14 protein-coding genes are annotated in these 15,236 nt (G+C 68.1%); 6 read left to right on the forward strand and 8 right to left on the reverse strand.

Going from position 1 to position 15,236, the window contains the following annotated elements; genetic code table 11:
* The first annotated feature begins 3 nt into the window (after positions 1-3).
* From ASG40_RS16705 to ASG40_RS16715, 3 genes are all read left to right on the forward strand, one after another.
* Positions 4-366, forward strand: a complete 363-nt coding sequence (locus tag ASG40_RS16705; RefSeq protein WP_055888276.1) for a YciI family protein — start codon at positions 4-6, stop codon at positions 364-366.
* A 193-nt stretch (positions 367-559) separates the two neighbouring features.
* Positions 560-1,465 carry a LysR family transcriptional regulator gene (locus tag ASG40_RS16710; protein WP_055888281.1) on the forward strand — a complete coding sequence of 302 codons (906 nt, stop codon included), beginning with the start codon at positions 560-562 and terminating at the stop codon, positions 1,463-1,465.
* Positions 1,466-1,749: 284 nt separating this feature from the next.
* Positions 1,750-3,081, forward strand: coding sequence for a UDP-glucose dehydrogenase family protein (locus tag ASG40_RS16715; protein WP_055888283.1), 1,332 nt, complete (start codon positions 1,750-1,752; stop codon positions 3,079-3,081).
* A gap of 74 nt (positions 3,082-3,155) precedes the next feature.
* On the opposite strand, the gene ASG40_RS16720 is transcribed toward ASG40_RS16715, so the two are convergent.
* Together ASG40_RS16720 and ASG40_RS16725 are read right to left on the reverse strand one after the other, a co-directional pair.
* Complete coding sequence (locus ASG40_RS16720; protein WP_055888285.1) at positions 3,156-3,608, reverse strand: response regulator; 453 nt, start codon at positions 3,606-3,608, stop codon at positions 3,156-3,158.
* A 73-nt stretch (positions 3,609-3,681) separates the two neighbouring features.
* Positions 3,682-4,149 carry a BLUF domain-containing protein gene (locus tag ASG40_RS16725; protein ID WP_055888287.1) on the reverse strand — a complete coding sequence of 156 codons (468 nt, stop codon included), beginning with the start codon at positions 4,147-4,149 and terminating at the stop codon, positions 3,682-3,684.
* Between the two features lie 254 nt (positions 4,150-4,403).
* Here ASG40_RS16725 and ASG40_RS16730 point away from each other — a divergent pair, with 254 nt between their 5' ends.
* The 3 genes from ASG40_RS16730 to ASG40_RS16740 all read left to right on the forward strand — a co-directional run bounded on the left by ASG40_RS16730 (position 4,404) and on the right by ASG40_RS16740 (position 9,752).
* Positions 4,404-5,813: a flagellar hook protein FlgE gene (locus ASG40_RS16730; RefSeq protein WP_055888289.1), complete on the forward strand. Its 1,410-nt coding sequence runs from the start codon at positions 4,404-4,406 to the stop codon at positions 5,811-5,813.
* Positions 5,814-5,961: 148 nt separating this feature from the next.
* Positions 5,962-7,845, forward strand: a complete 1,884-nt coding sequence (flgK, locus tag ASG40_RS16735) for a flagellar hook-associated protein FlgK (RefSeq protein WP_055888291.1) — start codon at positions 5,962-5,964, stop codon at positions 7,843-7,845.
* A 65-nt stretch (positions 7,846-7,910) separates the two neighbouring features.
* Positions 7,911-9,752, forward strand: a complete 1,842-nt coding sequence (locus tag ASG40_RS16740; protein WP_055888293.1) for a hypothetical protein — start codon at positions 7,911-7,913, stop codon at positions 9,750-9,752.
* 12 nt (positions 9,753-9,764) lie between these two features.
* Here the strand turns inward: ASG40_RS16740 and ASG40_RS16745 are convergent, their stop codons facing one another.
* The 6 genes from ASG40_RS16745 to urtD all read right to left on the reverse strand — a co-directional run bounded on the left by ASG40_RS16745 (position 9,765) and on the right by urtD (position 15,231).
* On the reverse strand, positions 9,765-10,793 hold the full coding sequence (locus tag ASG40_RS16745) for an aliphatic amidase (protein WP_055888294.1): 1,029 nt from the start codon (positions 10,791-10,793) through the stop codon (positions 9,765-9,767).
* Positions 10,794-10,964: 171 nt separating this feature from the next.
* Entirely contained in the window at positions 10,965-11,282 is a 318-nt protein-coding gene (locus ASG40_RS16750; RefSeq protein WP_055888296.1) for an FmdB family zinc ribbon protein, read from the reverse strand.
* 62 nt (positions 11,283-11,344) lie between these two features.
* Positions 11,345-12,574 (reverse strand): formamidase, encoded by a 1,230-nt coding sequence (gene fmdA / locus ASG40_RS16755; RefSeq protein ID WP_055888298.1) that lies wholly within the window; start codon positions 12,572-12,574, stop codon positions 11,345-11,347.
* 69 nt (positions 12,575-12,643) lie between these two features.
* Complete coding sequence (locus ASG40_RS16760; protein ID WP_055888300.1) at positions 12,644-13,660, reverse strand: alpha/beta fold hydrolase; 1,017 nt, start codon at positions 13,658-13,660, stop codon at positions 12,644-12,646.
* Positions 13,661-13,669: 9 nt separating this feature from the next.
* On the reverse strand, positions 13,670-14,431 hold the full coding sequence (urtE, locus tag ASG40_RS16765; RefSeq protein ID WP_055888302.1) for an urea ABC transporter ATP-binding subunit UrtE: 762 nt from the start codon (positions 14,429-14,431) through the stop codon (positions 13,670-13,672).
* Between the two features lie 14 nt (positions 14,432-14,445).
* Positions 14,446-15,231: an urea ABC transporter ATP-binding protein UrtD gene (urtD, locus tag ASG40_RS16770; protein ID WP_055888303.1), complete on the reverse strand. Its 786-nt coding sequence runs from the start codon at positions 15,229-15,231 to the stop codon at positions 14,446-14,448.
* Positions 15,232-15,236: the final 5 nt, after the last annotated feature.

The raw sequence follows: 15,236 nt of genomic DNA on the forward strand, positions 1-15,236 counted from the left end.
GGAATGCGGGTGATGGTTCTGGTCAAGGCGACCACCGAGAGCGAGGCTGGCGTCATGCCCTCGCCCGACCTCCTCGAGGCGATGGGACGCTACAACACCGAACTAATTGCGGCCGGCATCCTGAAGGCGGGGGAGGGCCTCCGCCCGACCTCCAGGGGCAAGAGGGTGGCGTTCGACGGGGCGGATCGCACCGTCGTCGACGGGCCGTTCCCCGGGCCGCACGACCTCGTCGCCGGTTTCTGGCTGTGGGAGGTCGACGACCTGGACCAGGCGGTGGAATGGGTGAAGCGGTGCCCCAACCCGATGCTCGGCCCCAGCGTCATCGAGATCCGGCCGCTGTTCGAGCCTTCGGACTTTCTCCCCTGATCGGCCGTGGCGCGGCGGCGTATAGGATTTATTTCACGTGAAACACGTCCGGCCGGTCTGATCCCACAATAGGCAGCGCCGGGCGATAGCCCGGTCGAAGGGATGGCCGAAGGGGATGGCAAGGTCCGTGCAACGGGGGCTCGCCGGAGCGGCCGAGCGGCCGCGAACGCGCCGATGCACGACCGGGGGCCCGATGCTGCACCATCGCCTGCTGGGCTATCTCGACGAGGTCGCACGCAGCGGCTCGATCCGCGCCGCGGCGGCGCGCCTGGACGTGGCCTCGAGCGCGATCAACCGCCAGATCCTCGCCCTCGAGGCGCAGATGGGCACGCCGCTGTTCGAGCGGATGCCGCGGGGCCTGCGCCTCACCGCCACCGGCGAGATCCTGATCCGCCACGTGCGCGACACCCTGCGCGGCCACGAGCAGGCGCTGGCCCAGGCCGCCGCCCTCAAGGGGCTCAGCCGCGGACGGGTGACGATCGCCACCATGGCCGGCCTCGCCGCCGGATTGCTCGCCGACGTGATCCGCGAGTTCCGCGAGATCCATCCCGACATCGTGGTCACGGTGCTCGTCCTGCCGGCCGAGGGCATCGTCGCGGCACTCCTGGCCGGCGAGGCGGACCTGGCGCTGGCCTACCGGTTGCCGTCGCATCCGCGCCTGACCTGCATCGCCGCCTTCGAGCATCACCTCGGGGCTGTGATGGCGCCGACGCACCCCTTGAACGGGCGCGACCGCCTGCGGCTGGCGGACTGCCTCGCCTATCCGCTGGTGGTCGCCGACCCGTCCATGACCCTGCGCGAGATCCTCGACGACCTGGTGCCGCCAGGGCTCGCCCTCACGCCGGCGGTGGAGACCAATTCCATCGAATTGATGAAACGCCTGGCGATGACGGCGCCGCACATCGCCTTCGTCAACCTGCCGGACGTCTGCGACGAGATCCGCCGCGGCGTCCTCGCCTTCATGCCGCTCACCGAAGCCGGCGCCGTTACCCAGACCGCCCGCCTGATGCAGCGGTCGCGCGCGCATCTCGACGGCCCGACCCACCTCTTGGCCCGGCGCATCGAGGCCGCCTTCGACATCCACGGTACCGTCGACTGATGCGCGACCGTCCCGATCCCGCGGACGGCGGGGCCCAAGGGCGGAACCCGCCGATGTCCACCCCGTCCCGGACCGATGCCGCCCGGTCTAAGTCCTTGCCATGACGTGGGTGCTGGTGACAGGTCCGATGGCGCGGCCTATCAAGGCGCGAAGCGGCATGCCCGAGTCGTCGGGGAACGGCCCTGCCGTCCCGTGGCAGTCCGCACCCATCGGCGGACCACGCGCCGGACCGGTGCGCGCGTCGACGAGGCCGGCTGCGAACAGGAACCAGAGGGTCACAACGGATGCGCATCGCTATCGTAGGGTCCGGCTACGTCGGCCTCGTCTCGGGAACCTGCTTTGCCGATTTCGGACACGACGTGATCTGCGTCGACAAGGACCCGGCCAAGATCGAGGCCCTGAAGGCCGGCCGCATGCCGATCTACGAGCCCGGGCTGGAGGCGCTGGTGGCCGACAACGTGCGCCAGGGCCGCCTCAGCTTCACCACGGACTTCGCGCCGGCGGTGGAGCAGGCCGATGCGGTCTTCATCGCGGTGGGCACGCCCTCGCGCCGCGGCGACGGTTTCGCCGACCTCACCTACGTCTTCGCGGCCGCCCGCGAGATCGCGGCATCGCTCACCGGCTACACGGTGGTGGTCACCAAATCGACGGTACCGGTGGGCACCGGCGACGAGGTCGAGCGCATCATCCGCGAGGCGCGGCCCGAGGCGGACGTCTCCGTCGTCTCCAACCCGGAGTTCCTGCGCGAAGGCGCGGCGATCGAGGACTTCAAGCGCCCCGACCGTATCGTCATCGGCAGCGAGGATCCGCGCGCCACCGAGCTCATGGCCAAGGTCTATCGGCCGCTCTACCTCAACCAGGCGCCGATCCTGGTCACCGGCCGCCGCACCGCCGAACTGACGAAATACGCCGCCAACGCCTTCCTCGCCACCAAGATCACCTTCATCAACGAGATCGCGGACCTGTGCGAGCAGGTCGGCGCCAATGTCCAGGAGGTCGCCCGCGGCATCGGCCTCGACAACCGCATCGGGGGCAAGTTCCTCCATGCCGGCCCGGGTTACGGCGGCTCGTGCTTTCCCAAGGACACCCTGGCCCTCGTCAAGACCGCGCAGGACGCCGGCACCCCCGTGCGCCTCGTGGAGACGGTGGTCTCGGTCAACGACCAGCGCAAGCGGGCAATGGCCCGGCGCGTGGTGGCGGCCTGTGGCGGCTCGGTGCGGGGCAAGACGATCGCCATCCTCGGCCTCACCTTCAAGCCCAACACCGACGACATGCGCGATGCGCCGTCCCTGTCGATCATCACCGCCCTCCAGGACGGCGGCGCGCGCATCGTCGCCTACGATCCGGAGGGCATGGAGCAGGCCGGCCTGATGCTGTCGAACGTCACCTACGCGCAGGATGCCTATACCTGTGCCGAGGGTGCGGACGCCGTGGTCATCGTGACGGAATGGAACGCCTTCCGGGCGCTGGATCTCGCCCGCCTGCGCGAGATCATGGCCGCCCCGGTGCTCGTGGACCTGCGCAACGTCTACACGCCGGCCGAGGCGATGCAGCAGGGCTTCCGCTACACCGGCATCGGCATCACGTCGGATACGACGGTCGACGCCGCCGGGTGATGCGGCCGCCGCCCGCGGCGCAGGTGCCGGTAACCGCCGACCTCTGAATTGGCCGGCCTCAGAACTCGCCGGCCTCAGAACTTGCCGAGCATCGGAAAGTCGACGCTGAGGGTCGATTCGGCCGCGAGCGGCGCCTCGCGCTTGCGCGGCTTGCGGTTGATCACCTGCTTGAGCTTGGACTTGAGCACCGACATGTCGAACGGCTTGAGGATGAAGGCGTCCGCGCCGGCCTGGTGAGCGAGGTTGATGTCCTCGAACTCGAACGAGGCCTCGGTGAGAATGAAGGGGGTGTTCATCAGGGCGTCGTCCCCCCGGATCTCGCGCAGGAGCGAGAGACCGTCCATCGGCTCCATGTCGAGGTCGGCGATGACGAGGGCGTACTTGCGCTGCCGAAGCCGCTCGAGGGCCTCCAATCCGTCGGTCACCCCCTCGACGTCCGGAAACCCGAGGCGGTTCATGAGCAGGATGACCAGGCGGAGAAGCTTCTCCTGGTCGTCGACGATGAGAATCGGGGGCGTCTCGCTCATGGCGTCTTGGACTCGAGGTGGTCACGGCCCCGAAGATCGGAGTCAGGATATCGGATGACGGCGGTGTTCGTGGTCATACGAAGAGGTGATCGATGCCCTGCTTCGACATCGACTCGGTCTGGAGCGCGAGGGCGAGGGACTGGATCGAGATCGCGCGCGGCGTGCCGCGCTGGAACATCGGCAGGAGGTTGGCCTTCTGGAACAGGGCGTCGTTGGCGGGGTTGCGCACGCAGGTGGAAAAGGAGTTCACGAACTCCCGCTTCACGATCTCCCGCCATTCGACGATCTGGACGTCGCGGTGGCGCGTATCGACGTTGATGCGCCCGAAGGTGTCGTTGACCGACATCCGCTCGCCTTCGATGATCTGGGCAGCGAAGTTCTGCTCGACGATCAGAAAGCTCGTGATGACCGAGAACTCGTTCTTCTTCTGCGCCTGACGGGTGATCTCGCCGAGTTCGCGAGAGCGCGTCAGTGCATCGGCGGCCAGGTTCAGCCGCGAGAAGTAGATGAGGTGGACGAGGGTCGTCCGCTTGTTTTTCATCGAACCTGGTCCAGTGGTCACCGCCGGGAACGCTACAGCCATCGGCCATAACGCCGCGTAAACGCGCTCAAAGACCGGCAAATCCTGCCGGGACCGGGCCGCGGACCGGCGTTTTCTGCCGCCCCGCCAGCCGTGATCGTCAATCATTTCAATGGCTTGGTCTCGGCACGAGGCTTGCGCCGGCTGGTCCCGGGATCGGTCCGCGCTTCGGCCGCTCCCCGACGAACGGTCATGCGCGAGAGGTTTTGCCGGCCATGGATGTCTTCACCGCCCTGCAGACGGCCGTATCCGGCCTGAAAGCCCAGTCGTTCTCGCTCAACAACATTTCGGGCAACATCGCGAACTCGCAGACGACCGGCTACAAGCGGATCGACACGAACTTCGTCGATCTCATCGCCGAACAGCAGCCCGGCCGCCAGGTGGCGGGCTCGGTCCTGGCCGATTCGCGCCTGACCACCACGATCCAGGGCGGCCTCAACGCCACCAACGTCGGCACCAACATCGCCCTCAACGGCGACGGCTTCTTCACGGTCCAATCCAAGACCAGCGACGCCAACGGGCAGCCGACCTTCTCGACCGCCGAGAAATTCACCCGGCGCGGCGACTTCGCCCCCGACAAGGACGGCTACCTCGTCAACGGCGCGGGCTCCTACCTCAAGGGCTCGACCCTCGACCCCGCCACCGGCCAGGCCTCCTCCGAGGGGCCGATCAAGATCTCGAACGCCCTCCTGGCGGCACAGCCGACCAGCACGATCACCTATTCGGCCAACCTGCCGAAGGTGCCGGCGACCACCAACGCCTCGGCCGCCTTGCCCGGTTCGGAGCTCCTGGCGCCGTTCGGGACCGCCCCCAACCAGCGCGACCCGCGCATCCTCAGCGGCACCGGGACCGCGAGCGTGGCCGCGGGCGACGCCCAGAGCTTCGTCAACAACAGCGTGGTCGGCCCGACCATGACCCTGTACTCGGCCAGCGGCGGCCCGGTGAGCCTGGCGACGCGCTGGGCCAAGGTGCAGACGGGCGAGCCCGCCACCGGGACCGCGGCCGCCACCGACGACGTCTGGAACCTGTTCTACGCCAACAACAGCACAGCGGGCCTCAACCAGTCGCCCTGGACCAACGCCGGCACCGCCTTCGGCTTCAACGCCAGCGGCCAGCTCACCGCACCGGCCGCAACCTCGATCACGGTTCCCGACGTGACCATCGACGGGATCAACCTCAACGACCTCACCCTGCGCTTCGGCAGCGGCGGGCTGACCCAGTACAACACGTCCGACGGGCGGGTGACGACCAACACCCAGCAGCAGGACGGCTATGCCTCGGGCTCGCTCATCAGCACCGAAGTGACCGAGGACGGCACGATCGCGGGCACCTACAGCAACGGCAGCACCCTGTCCCTGGCCAAGATCAACGTCGTGCAGTTCACCAACTCCGACGGGCTGAAGTCGGATTCCGGCGGCAACTACGAGCAGACCATCGACTCGGGCCCGCCCCTGGTGGGCCTGAAGGGATCGACGGTCATCGGCGGCACCATCGAGCAGTCGAATACGGACATTGCGAGCGAATTTTCGAAGATGATCGTAACCCAACAGGCGTATTCGGCCAACACCAAGGTCATGTCCACCGCTCAGGACATGATGTCGGCGCTGATCAATATCATTCGCTGATCGCCGAAAAGGGTCTGCCGGCCCGAGCACCGGGCCGGAACACGGATCGGATTTTCGGCAGATGCCCGGTGCGAGGGCAATTTCTTAGAGACTCGGGCCGGATATCCTATCCGGTCAAGGCCTCGACGACCGAGAACGGAGGGACGAGATGGCCACCAACGCCCTGAACACGGCCACCGCCGGCCTGCGGGTGACCCAGGCCGCCATCGGCGTCGTCTCCCAGAACATCGCCAACGTCGGGACCGCCGGCTACGTCAAGCGGACGTTGTCCACGGTCAGCGACGGCGTCGGCAATTCGGGCGTCGCCACCGGCCTGATCAACCGCACCCTCGACGAGGCGGCCCAGACACAGCTGCGCCTGGAGACCTCGGGCTCCGCCTACACCGGCCGGATCGCCGACGTGCGCGGCCAGCTCGACAAGCTCTACGGACAGCCGGGTAGCGCCACCGCCCTCGACGGCGTCGTCAACGGCTTCGCCCAGGCGCTCCAGGGGCTGGCCGCCGATCCGACCTCACCGCCGGCCCGTTCGACGGTGGTCGACCGGGCATCGAGTCTCGCCGCGAAGATCGGCGGCATCGCGCAGGGCGTGCAGAACCTGCGCGGCGCCGCCGAGTCCCAGCTCGCCACCGAGGTTCGCGACGTCAACGACCTCCTCAGCGCGATCGCAAACCTCAACACCAAGATCGTCGCCTCGGGCGACGATTCCGCCAAGGCCGACCTCCTCGACCAGCGCGACCAGAAGGTCACGACCCTCGCGAGCTTCCTCGACGTCAAGACGGTTCCCCAGCGCGACGGCTCGGCCACCATCGTCACCGGCTCCGGGCTGACCCTGGTGGAACGGGCGGTGGCCACCACCCTGAGCTTCGACCAGCGCCCGGCGATGACCCCGGAGGCGAGCTATTCCACCGATCCGGCCAAGCGCGGGGTCGGCACCATCATCGCCCGCCAGCCGGGGGGGGCGGGCATCGACCTCATCGCCGACGGCGGCATCGGCTCGGGCTCCCTGGCGGCGGGGATCGAGCTGCGCGACACCATCCTGCCCCAGGCACAGCGCCAGCTCGACGATCTCGCCGCCGGGCTCTCGCGCAGCTTCTCCGACCGGCAGGCCACCGGGACGGCCGTCACCGCGGGCACCGCCTCGGGCTTCGACATCGACCTGACCGGCCTGAGCGCCGGCAACGCGATCACCCTGAGCGTCCGGGACGCGGCGGGCACGCAGCGCAACCTGATCCTGGTGCCCTCGAACCTGCGGCCGGCGCCCGCCGTGAGCGCGTCCGACACCAGCGACCCGTCCGCGACGGTGATCGGCTTCAGCCTGCCCACCAGACCGGGCGACCCGAGCGTCGCCGACACGCTCGCGGGCCTCTTGAGCCCGACCTATTCCGTCACCGCCCAGCCCGGCGCCGGGGCCGGGGCCTTGCGCATCCTGAGCGATCCGGCCGCGAACGCGCCGACCCTGCTCGCCACGAGCGCCAGCGTGACGGTGCCGCGCAGCGGCGCAGACACCCAGACCGGCCAGCCGCAGTTCGCGCTGTTCGTCGACGGCGCCAAATCGGGCAAGCTCTTCACCGGATCGATCGACGGGGGCAGCCAGCTCACCGGCTTCGCCCAGCGCATCGCCATCAACCCGTCGGTGGCGCAATCCACCGCCACCCTCGTCAACACCAGCCCCACCACCCAGAACGGCGACACCACCCGCCCCGATTTCCTCTACGACGCCCTGACACGCACCAACCGCACCTTCTCGGCAGCCAGCGGCATCGGCGGCATCAATGCGCCCTTCGTCGACAGCGTCCAGGGGTTCGCGCAGCGCATCGTCGACGCGCAAGGGGCGGGGGCGGCCAATGCCAAGGACCTCGACGAGGGCCAGACCATCGCGCTCTCCACCGCCCAGAGCCGCTTCGCGTCGAAATCCGGCGTCAAGATCGACGACGAGATGTCGACCCTCATCCAGCTCCAGACCGCCTACACCGCCAACGCCCGGGTGCTCACCGCCGCCCGGGACATGCTCGACACCCTGATGCGGATCTAGCGCGCTGCGGGGCGTGCCCCCGTTCCGCCGGCTCATCCCATCCGTGACCGCATCCGAGGCCCGCCATGTCCATCTCGCCCTTCACCGCCGGCACCTACGTCTCGGACCGGAACGCCGCCAACCTGGTGTCGATCAAGAACCGCCTCGACGGCCTCTCGACGCAGCTCGCCACCCAGCAGACCGCCGACAGCTACGGCGGCCTCGGGTCCGCCCGCACCACCAGCCTCTCGGCCCATGCCACCCTCTCGGCGCTGGACGGCTACGACGCGGCCATCGCCGGCGCCACCACGCGCGTCAACCTCGCCACCACCAGCGTCACCCAGGTCGCGACGCTGGGGGACGGCGTGCGCGCCTCCCTCGCCGCGGCGGGCACCTTCGGCACCGGCCCGTCGGTGGACACCGCCACCAAGATCGCCCGCAGCAATCTCGACGCGGCCCTCGACGCGCTCAACCAGCAGGCGGCCGGCCGCTACCTGTTCGGCGGACGCGAGACCGATCGGCCGCCGGTGGCCGCCAGCGCCGCGATCCTCGACGGCGACCCCGTGCTCGGCCGCGACGGCCTCCGGGACGTCATCGCCGAGCGCAAGGCCGCCGACGGCGCCCTCAGCCCCGGCCGGGGCGGCCTCGCCGTGGGCAGCGCCGGCCCGGGCAGCGTGACGCTGTCGGAAGCCGCCACCGTCGCCGGCGACGGCGGCAAGGCCGCCGCCGACCGCGCCAACTTCGGCTTCTTCATCGGGTCGGTGACGAGTTCGCGCCCGGCCGCGATCCAGGCGACGCGCACCGCGGCGGTGGCCCCCACCGTGACCCCGAGCTTTTCGAGCCAGCCCAAGGACGGCGACCTGGTGCGCGTGAGCGTCAACCAGCCCGACGGCAGCCAGGTGCTTGTGGATTACACCGCGCGCACCACCCCGACGCCGGGCACCAACGAGTTCGCCATCGGCACTTCCTCGGGCGAGGCCGCCGCCAACCTCTCGGTTAGCCTGTCGGGCAAGGCCGTGGCCGCGGCCCAGAGCGGGACCCCTCCCGGCGTGGACCTCGCCTTCTCCGGCGGTGCGCCCGCCAGCGTCGCGCTCTCCGTCTCCGGCACGACGCGCCCGGTCGACGGGGACACGGTGACGGTGGCGCTGGGCATGCGCGACGGCACCACCACCACCATCACGCTGACCGCCAAGTCGACCACCTCGACCGGCGGCAGCGGGCAGTTCCGGATCGATGCCGACCCGGCGGTGACCGCGCAGAATATGCAGGCGGCGCTCGCGAACGCCCTGGAGACCAGCGCGGCCACCACCCTGGCCGCGTCCTCCTCGACGATCGCGGCCCAGGACTTCTTCGCCGGCTCGAAGCAGACGGCCTTCGCTCCGCGCAGGGTCGACACCGCCAACGGCGGCTTCGTCTCGGAACCCGCGACGGCGGCGGCCAAGACCGTGATCTGGTACACCGGCGACGACACTTCCGCCGACCCGCGCACCACCGCCGCGGTCCAGGTCGACGCCAGCCGCAGGGTCGGCATCGGCGCCCAGGCCAACGAGGCGCCGATCCGGGCCGTCCTGGCGGGGATCGCCGCCCTGGCGGCCGAACGCTTCACCGACACCTCCGCCGGCACGCCCGACAATGCCCGCTACCAGGCCCTGGCCGAGCGCTCGCGCACGGTCCTGGCGTCCGACCGGGCGGCGGGCAGCATCGAGAGCATCGCGAGCGACCTCAGCCTCGCCGCCCGCAACATGCAGGACGCCAAGGCCGAGAACGGCGCCACCCGCGCCGTCCTGCAGGACACCCTCGACGGCCTCGACACCGTCGACGTCAACGAGGTGACGGCCAAGCTCCTGGCGCTCCAGACCCAGCTGCAGGCGAGCTACCAGGTCACCTCGACCCTCTCGAAACTCACCCTGGTCAACTACATGAGCTGACGCCGCAGCGGGTCAGCGCGGCGTCGTCGGGATACCCGCGATCGGGCATTCCTCGGTCCCGACGCCGGGCCGGGTGACGGCGTGGACCGCCTCGCGGGTGCCCTCCGGGTCCTCGATCCAGCGACGGTAGAAGTCGTAGGGGCATTCGGCCTTGCCGTGCTCGTTCTCCTTCGAGTTGATCATGCCCGTGTAGCCGCGGTGCAGGAGCTTGAAGAGGTGGTTCTCGGACTGCATGTGCGTGCGCGCATCGCGGATCAGGAACTTCGAGAGCGAGGCGTATTGGATGCCCATCTCCTCCGTGCCGCATTCGCCGAGCGTCCGGCCGTCGAACCCGATGATCGCGGAGTGGCCGAAGTAGGTGTAGACGCCGTCGAAACCCGCCGCGTTGGCCACGGCAACGTAGCAGTTGTTGGCGAAGGCCATCGCCTTCGACATCAGGATCTGCTGCTCCTTGGCCGGATACATGTAGCCCTGGCAGCGGATGATGAGCTCGGCCCCGCGCATGGCGCAGTCGCGCCAGATCTCCGGGTAGTTGCCGTCGTCGCAGATGATGAGGCTGATCTTGAGACCCTTCGGCCCGTCCGAGACATAGGTACGATCGCCCGGATACCAGCCCTCGATTGGTGTCCAGGGCATGATCTTGCGATACTTCTGCACGATCTCGCCCTGGTCGTTCATCAGGATGAGGGTGTTGTAGGGCGCCTTGTTGGGATGCTCCTCGTGGCGCTCGCCGGTGAGCGAGAACACGCCCCAGACGCGCGCCTTGCGACAGGCCTCGGCGAAGATCGCCGTCTCCTCGCCGGGCACGGCCGAGGCGGTCTCGTACATCTCGGCGCCGTCGTACATGATGCCGTGGGTCGAGTATTCGGGGAAGATCACGAGGTCCATACCCGGCAGGCCGGACTTCATGCCGACGACCATGTCGGCGATCTTCTTCGCGTTCTCGAGGACCTCCGCCTTCGTGTGGAGACGGGGCATCTTGTAGTTGACGACGGCCACGCCGACGCCGTCGTTGCTCGAGGAAATGTCGCCGTGCATCATGACGGTGCTCCTTCTGTCATCGCGCGTTTCGGAAAGCCCGACGCATTCCCCATTCCCTGGCGGGGAGAGGGCAGGGGTGGGGGCGGTTCCGCTTTCAGTGCGGCAGGGTCACCCCGCCACCCCCACCTCCATCGTCTCACCGCAGAGGTGAGGAGGGGGGCCACTTTCGCGTCAGTGGCTGATCATCCACGGCCGCGCGTGGGGGAAGCTTTTCGCGGCCGCCGGTTGCTTGGTCCTGGCAGCGCCGCCGCAACAGCCGCAGCCGGCCCCGTGGCCCGACGAGCGGCGGGGCGCGTGGGCGCTCCGCTCGTTGGTCGCATGCGCCTTGCGCTTGCCCGCATCCATGGAGGCGAGGTTGGGCGCGGTGAGGAAGGCGCGTCCGCACGACGACCCGCAGTCGGGGCAATCGTGCGGATCGCGGAACTGCGCCATCGGGCGCAGCACCGTGAACGGGCCGCAGCTATCGCAAGCGTAATCGTAGACGGGCATATCCGTGCTTTCATGCAAAGTGGTCACGGTTTGCCGCCCGGAAAGAACGGCAAGCCAGGAGACTACAAATCCGGCGAGAGCGGCATCTGGATCGATCCATCGATGTGCTTGATCGGCCCGTCCGCACCGGGGTTGATGTCGAAGTCGAAGATGCCCGTGGGAATCCACAGGGTGGCGCATGCGTTGGGGATGTCGACGACGCCGGAGATGTGGCCCTGCACCGGGGCGGTGCCGAGGATCGAATAGGCCTGGGCGCCCGAGTAGCCGAACTTCTTCAGGTATTCGATCGCGTTGAGGCAGGCCTGGCGGTAGGCCACCGTGACGTCGAGGTAATGCTGCTTACCGTATTCGTCGACCGAGACACCCTCGAAGATGAGGTGGTCGTCGAATTTCGGGGTGATCGGCGAGGGCTTGAAGATCGGGTTCTTGATCCCATACTTCGCCATGCCGTCCTTGATCAGGCTGACCTTGAGGTGGACCCAGCCAGCCATCTCGATGGCACCGCAGAAGGTGATCTCGCCGTCGCCCTGGCTGAAGTGCAGGTCGCCCATGGAGAGGCCCGCGCCCGGCACGTAGACGGGGAAGTAGATCTTCGAGCCGCGCGACAGATCCTTGATGTCGCAATTGCCGCCGTGCTCGCGCCCCGGGACCGTGCGGGCGCCCGTCGCGGCGGCCTTGTCCTTCGCCTCGCCCTTGAGCCGGCCCATGTGGGCGGTGGGACCGAAGGGGAGGGTGGCCAGCGCGGGAACGCGGGTGGGATTGGTGTCGAACAGCGCCTTCTCGCGGGTGTTCCAGGTCTCGAGCATCTTGGGGTCGGGCAGGCAGCCGATCAGGCCTGGATGGATCAGGCCGGGGAAGCGCACGCCGGGGATGTGGCGCGACTTCGTGAACATGCCCTCGAAGTCCCAGATCGACTTCTGGGCCTGCGGAAAATGCTCGTCGAGGAAGCCGCCGCCGTTGTTCTTGGAGAAGAACCCGTTGAAGCCCCACTGGCTCTCGGGCTTGGCGCCGATGTCCAACAGGTCGACCACCAGGAGGTCGCCGGGCTCGGCGCCCTCGACGCCGATGGGGCCGGAGAGGAAGTGCACGATCGACAGGTCGATGTCGCGCACGTCGTCGGCCGAATCGTTGTTCTTGATGAAGCCGCCGGTCCAATCGTAGGTCTCGACGATGAAGTCGTCGCCGGGCTTGACCATCGCCACCATGGGGATGTCGGGGTGCCAGCGGTTGTGCACCATGTCGTTGTCGTAGGCCGACTGGGTGAGGTCGACCTTGATGAGCGTCTCGGCCATGCGCGTTCGTCTCCCTGGTGATCCCTGGATCCAGGCCGCTCGGCGGCCTTGGACGGCGTGTGTCCGGCGTCAGCGCGCGAGCAGTTCCTTCAGCGCGTCGTCCAGGACCTTGATGTCGTCGGGGCTCGTACCGGGGCCGCCGGCGAAATGGCCCCACCACGTCTCGACCACGCGCAACTCCGCCTTCGGCATCAGCGCGGCTTCGATTTCGTTGTCGGCGGGTGGAAAGTAGAGGTCGGTGGAGGCCGGCATCAGGATCGCGTCCGCCGTGATCGCCCCGAAAGCGGCCTTGAGATCCCCATTGAAGATCTCGTTGGCGCTGATGTCGCCGTTCTGCCATGTCCACAGCATGGCAAGCAGGTTGTTGGCGTCCCGCGTGTAGAACAGGCCCTCCCAGAACCCGACGAGGAAGTCCTCCAGCGAGGCGTAACCCATGTGGGTCCGGTCGGCCTCGATCCGGTAGAAGGTCTGCGACAGACCCCAGCCGGCATAGACCCGGCCGAAGGCGCGCAGGCCCCGCGTCGGCGGCGTCTCGTACCATCCGTCCTTGAAGGCGGCATCGGCCTGGAGCGCGGCCTTGGCCCCCTCCAGGAACACGAAGTTATGCCGCGAGCACTTGGCCGAACCCTGAAACGGCAGGATGCGCGGCACCATGTCGGGATACATCGCCGCCCAATGATAGGTCTGGAGCGCGCCCATCGACCAGCCGGTGACGAGGACCAGCTTTTCGATGCCGAACACCTCGGTCACCAGCCGGTGCTGCGCACGCACGTTGTCGTAGGCCGTGACGTTGGGAAAGCGCGGCCCGTTCCAGGGCGGCGGCGTGTTGCTCGGCGACGAGGACAAGCCGTTGCCGAACATGTTCGGGACGATGATGAAATACTTTTCCGGGTCCAGGGCCTTGCCCGGCCCGATCAGCCATTCGTTCTCGTAGTGCTGGCCGGAGTACCATGTCGGGTAGACGATGGCGTTGTCCTTGGCGGCGTTGAGCGTACCGAAGGTCTTGAAGGCGAGCTTGGCTCCGCGAAGGGTCTTCTGGCACTGGAGAACGAAATCACCGAGGTCGAAGATCGCGTAATCGCTCATGGATTTCCCTCAGACCGACAGGAAGCGCGCCACCTTGGCTTCGTCGACGTCGGCCCGCATCGCCTCGTGGACGATGGCGCCGTTCTCCACGACGAGTACCCGGTCGGCGACGTCGAGGGCGAAGCTCAGCACCTGCTCCGAGACGACGATGGACAGCCCGCGGTCGTCGCGGATCTTGCGCAACGTCCGCCCCATCTCGCGGATGATCGAGGGTTGGATACCCTCGGTCGGCTCGTCGAGGAGCAACACCTTGGGCCGGCTCGCCAGGGCGCGGGCGATGGCGAGCTGCTGCTGCTGGCCGCCCGAGAGGTTGCCGCCGCGCCGGCCCTTCATCTCCAGCAGCACCGGGAACATCGCGTAGAGGTCCTGCGGCACCTTGCGCTCGTTGGTGACGGTGAGGCCTGTCTCGATGTTCTCCTGCACCGTCATGGTCGAGAAGATCATCCGCCCCTGCGGCACGTAGGCGAGGCCCTTGGCCACCCGCTGGTGGCTCTTGAGGGTGGAGACGTCCTCGCCCGCGACCCGGATCGCACCGGACTTCACCGGTACGATGCCCATCAGCGTCTTCATGAGCGTGGTCTTGCCCATGCCGTTGCGGCCCATCACGGCGACGATCTCGCCGGGCGCCACCGAGAAATCGAGCCCGTGCAGGACCTCGCTCTGGCCGTAGGCCGAGTGGAGGTTTTCCACCGATAGCATCGGCGTGACGCCGGCGGCGAGGGACGGCGGCACCGGAGCGGCCTGCGCGGGACGAGGAGCGGTCTGAAGCATCGCGAAAAAATCCTTCAGTGGCCGAGATAGACTTCGATGACCTTGGGGTCGTTCTTGACCCGCTCCATCGACCCCTCCGACAGCACCTTGCCCTGGTGGAGCACGGTGACCCGATGGGCGATGTCCTCGACGAACTTCATGTCGTGCTCGATCACCAGCACCGAGCGCCCGACGATGATCTGGTTGAGGAGCTCGGCGGTCTTGATGCGCTCGCCGACGCTCATGCCGGCCACCGGCTCGTCGAGCATCAGGAGTTCGGGGTCCTGGATCAGCAGCATGCCGATCTCGAGCCATTGCTTCTGGCCGTGGCTGAGGAACTCGGCCCGCTCGGTGAGCTGGTCCTTGAGGAAGATCATGCTCGCGACCTCCTCGATGCGGTCGCGGACCTCGGCGTCGCGCTTGAAGGTGAGCGCCCCGAACACCGAACGCCCGCGCGGGAACGAGATCTCCAGGTTCTCGAACACCGAGAGGTCGTCGTAGATCGACGGGGTCTGGAACTTGCGGCCGACCCCGGCCTGGACGATGGCGCTCTCGGAGAGCTTGGTGAGTTCCTGGCCCTTGTACTTGATCGAGCCGGTGCTGGCCTTGGTGCGCCCGCAGATCAGGTCGAGCACCGTGGTCTTGCCGGCACCGTTGGGACCGATGATCACCCGGATCTCGTTGGGATCGACGTAGAACGAGACGTCGTTGACCGCCTTGAACCCGTCGAAGGACACGGTGAGGGATTCCACCGCGAGGAGAAACTTCGGGGCGTCCGGGCTCTCGCCGATGAGGGGCGCATGCAGCATGGCGGCGTTCATGGACG

Source organism: Methylobacterium sp. Leaf399, assembly GCF_001424525.1.
In the GTDB taxonomy this organism is placed as follows: Bacteria; Pseudomonadota; Alphaproteobacteria; order Rhizobiales; family Beijerinckiaceae; genus Methylobacterium.

Coding starts and splice junctions, on each gene's coding strand:
- ASG40_RS16705 (WP_055888276.1), top strand. CDS start 4: ATGCGGGTGATGGTTCTGGTCAAGGCGACCACCGAGAGCGAGGCTGGC.
- ASG40_RS16710 (WP_055888281.1), top strand. CDS start 560: ATGCTGCACCATCGCCTGCTGGGCTATCTCGACGAGGTCGCACGCAGC.
- ASG40_RS16715 (WP_055888283.1), top strand. CDS start 1,750: ATGCGCATCGCTATCGTAGGGTCCGGCTACGTCGGCCTCGTCTCGGGA.
- ASG40_RS16720 (WP_055888285.1), bottom strand. CDS start 3,608: ATGAGCGAGACGCCCCCGATTCTCATCGTCGACGACCAGGAGAAGCTT.
- ASG40_RS16725 (WP_055888287.1), bottom strand. CDS start 4,149: ATGAAAAACAAGCGGACGACCCTCGTCCACCTCATCTACTTCTCGCGG.
- ASG40_RS16730 (WP_055888289.1), top strand. CDS start 4,404: ATGGATGTCTTCACCGCCCTGCAGACGGCCGTATCCGGCCTGAAAGCC.
- flgK (WP_055888291.1), top strand. CDS start 5,962: ATGGCCACCAACGCCCTGAACACGGCCACCGCCGGCCTGCGGGTGACC.
- ASG40_RS16740 (WP_055888293.1), top strand. CDS start 7,911: ATGTCCATCTCGCCCTTCACCGCCGGCACCTACGTCTCGGACCGGAAC.
- ASG40_RS16745 (WP_055888294.1), bottom strand. CDS start 10,793: ATGATGCACGGCGACATTTCCTCGAGCAACGACGGCGTCGGCGTGGCC.
- ASG40_RS16750 (WP_055888296.1), bottom strand. CDS start 11,282: ATGCCCGTCTACGATTACGCTTGCGATAGCTGCGGCCCGTTCACGGTG.
- fmdA (WP_055888298.1), bottom strand. CDS start 12,574: ATGGCCGAGACGCTCATCAAGGTCGACCTCACCCAGTCGGCCTACGAC.
- ASG40_RS16760 (WP_055888300.1), bottom strand. CDS start 13,660: ATGAGCGATTACGCGATCTTCGACCTCGGTGATTTCGTTCTCCAGTGC.
- urtE (WP_055888302.1), bottom strand. CDS start 14,431: ATGCTTCAGACCGCTCCTCGTCCCGCGCAGGCCGCTCCGGTGCCGCCG.
- urtD (WP_055888303.1), bottom strand. CDS start 15,231: ATGAACGCCGCCATGCTGCATGCGCCCCTCATCGGCGAGAGCCCGGAC.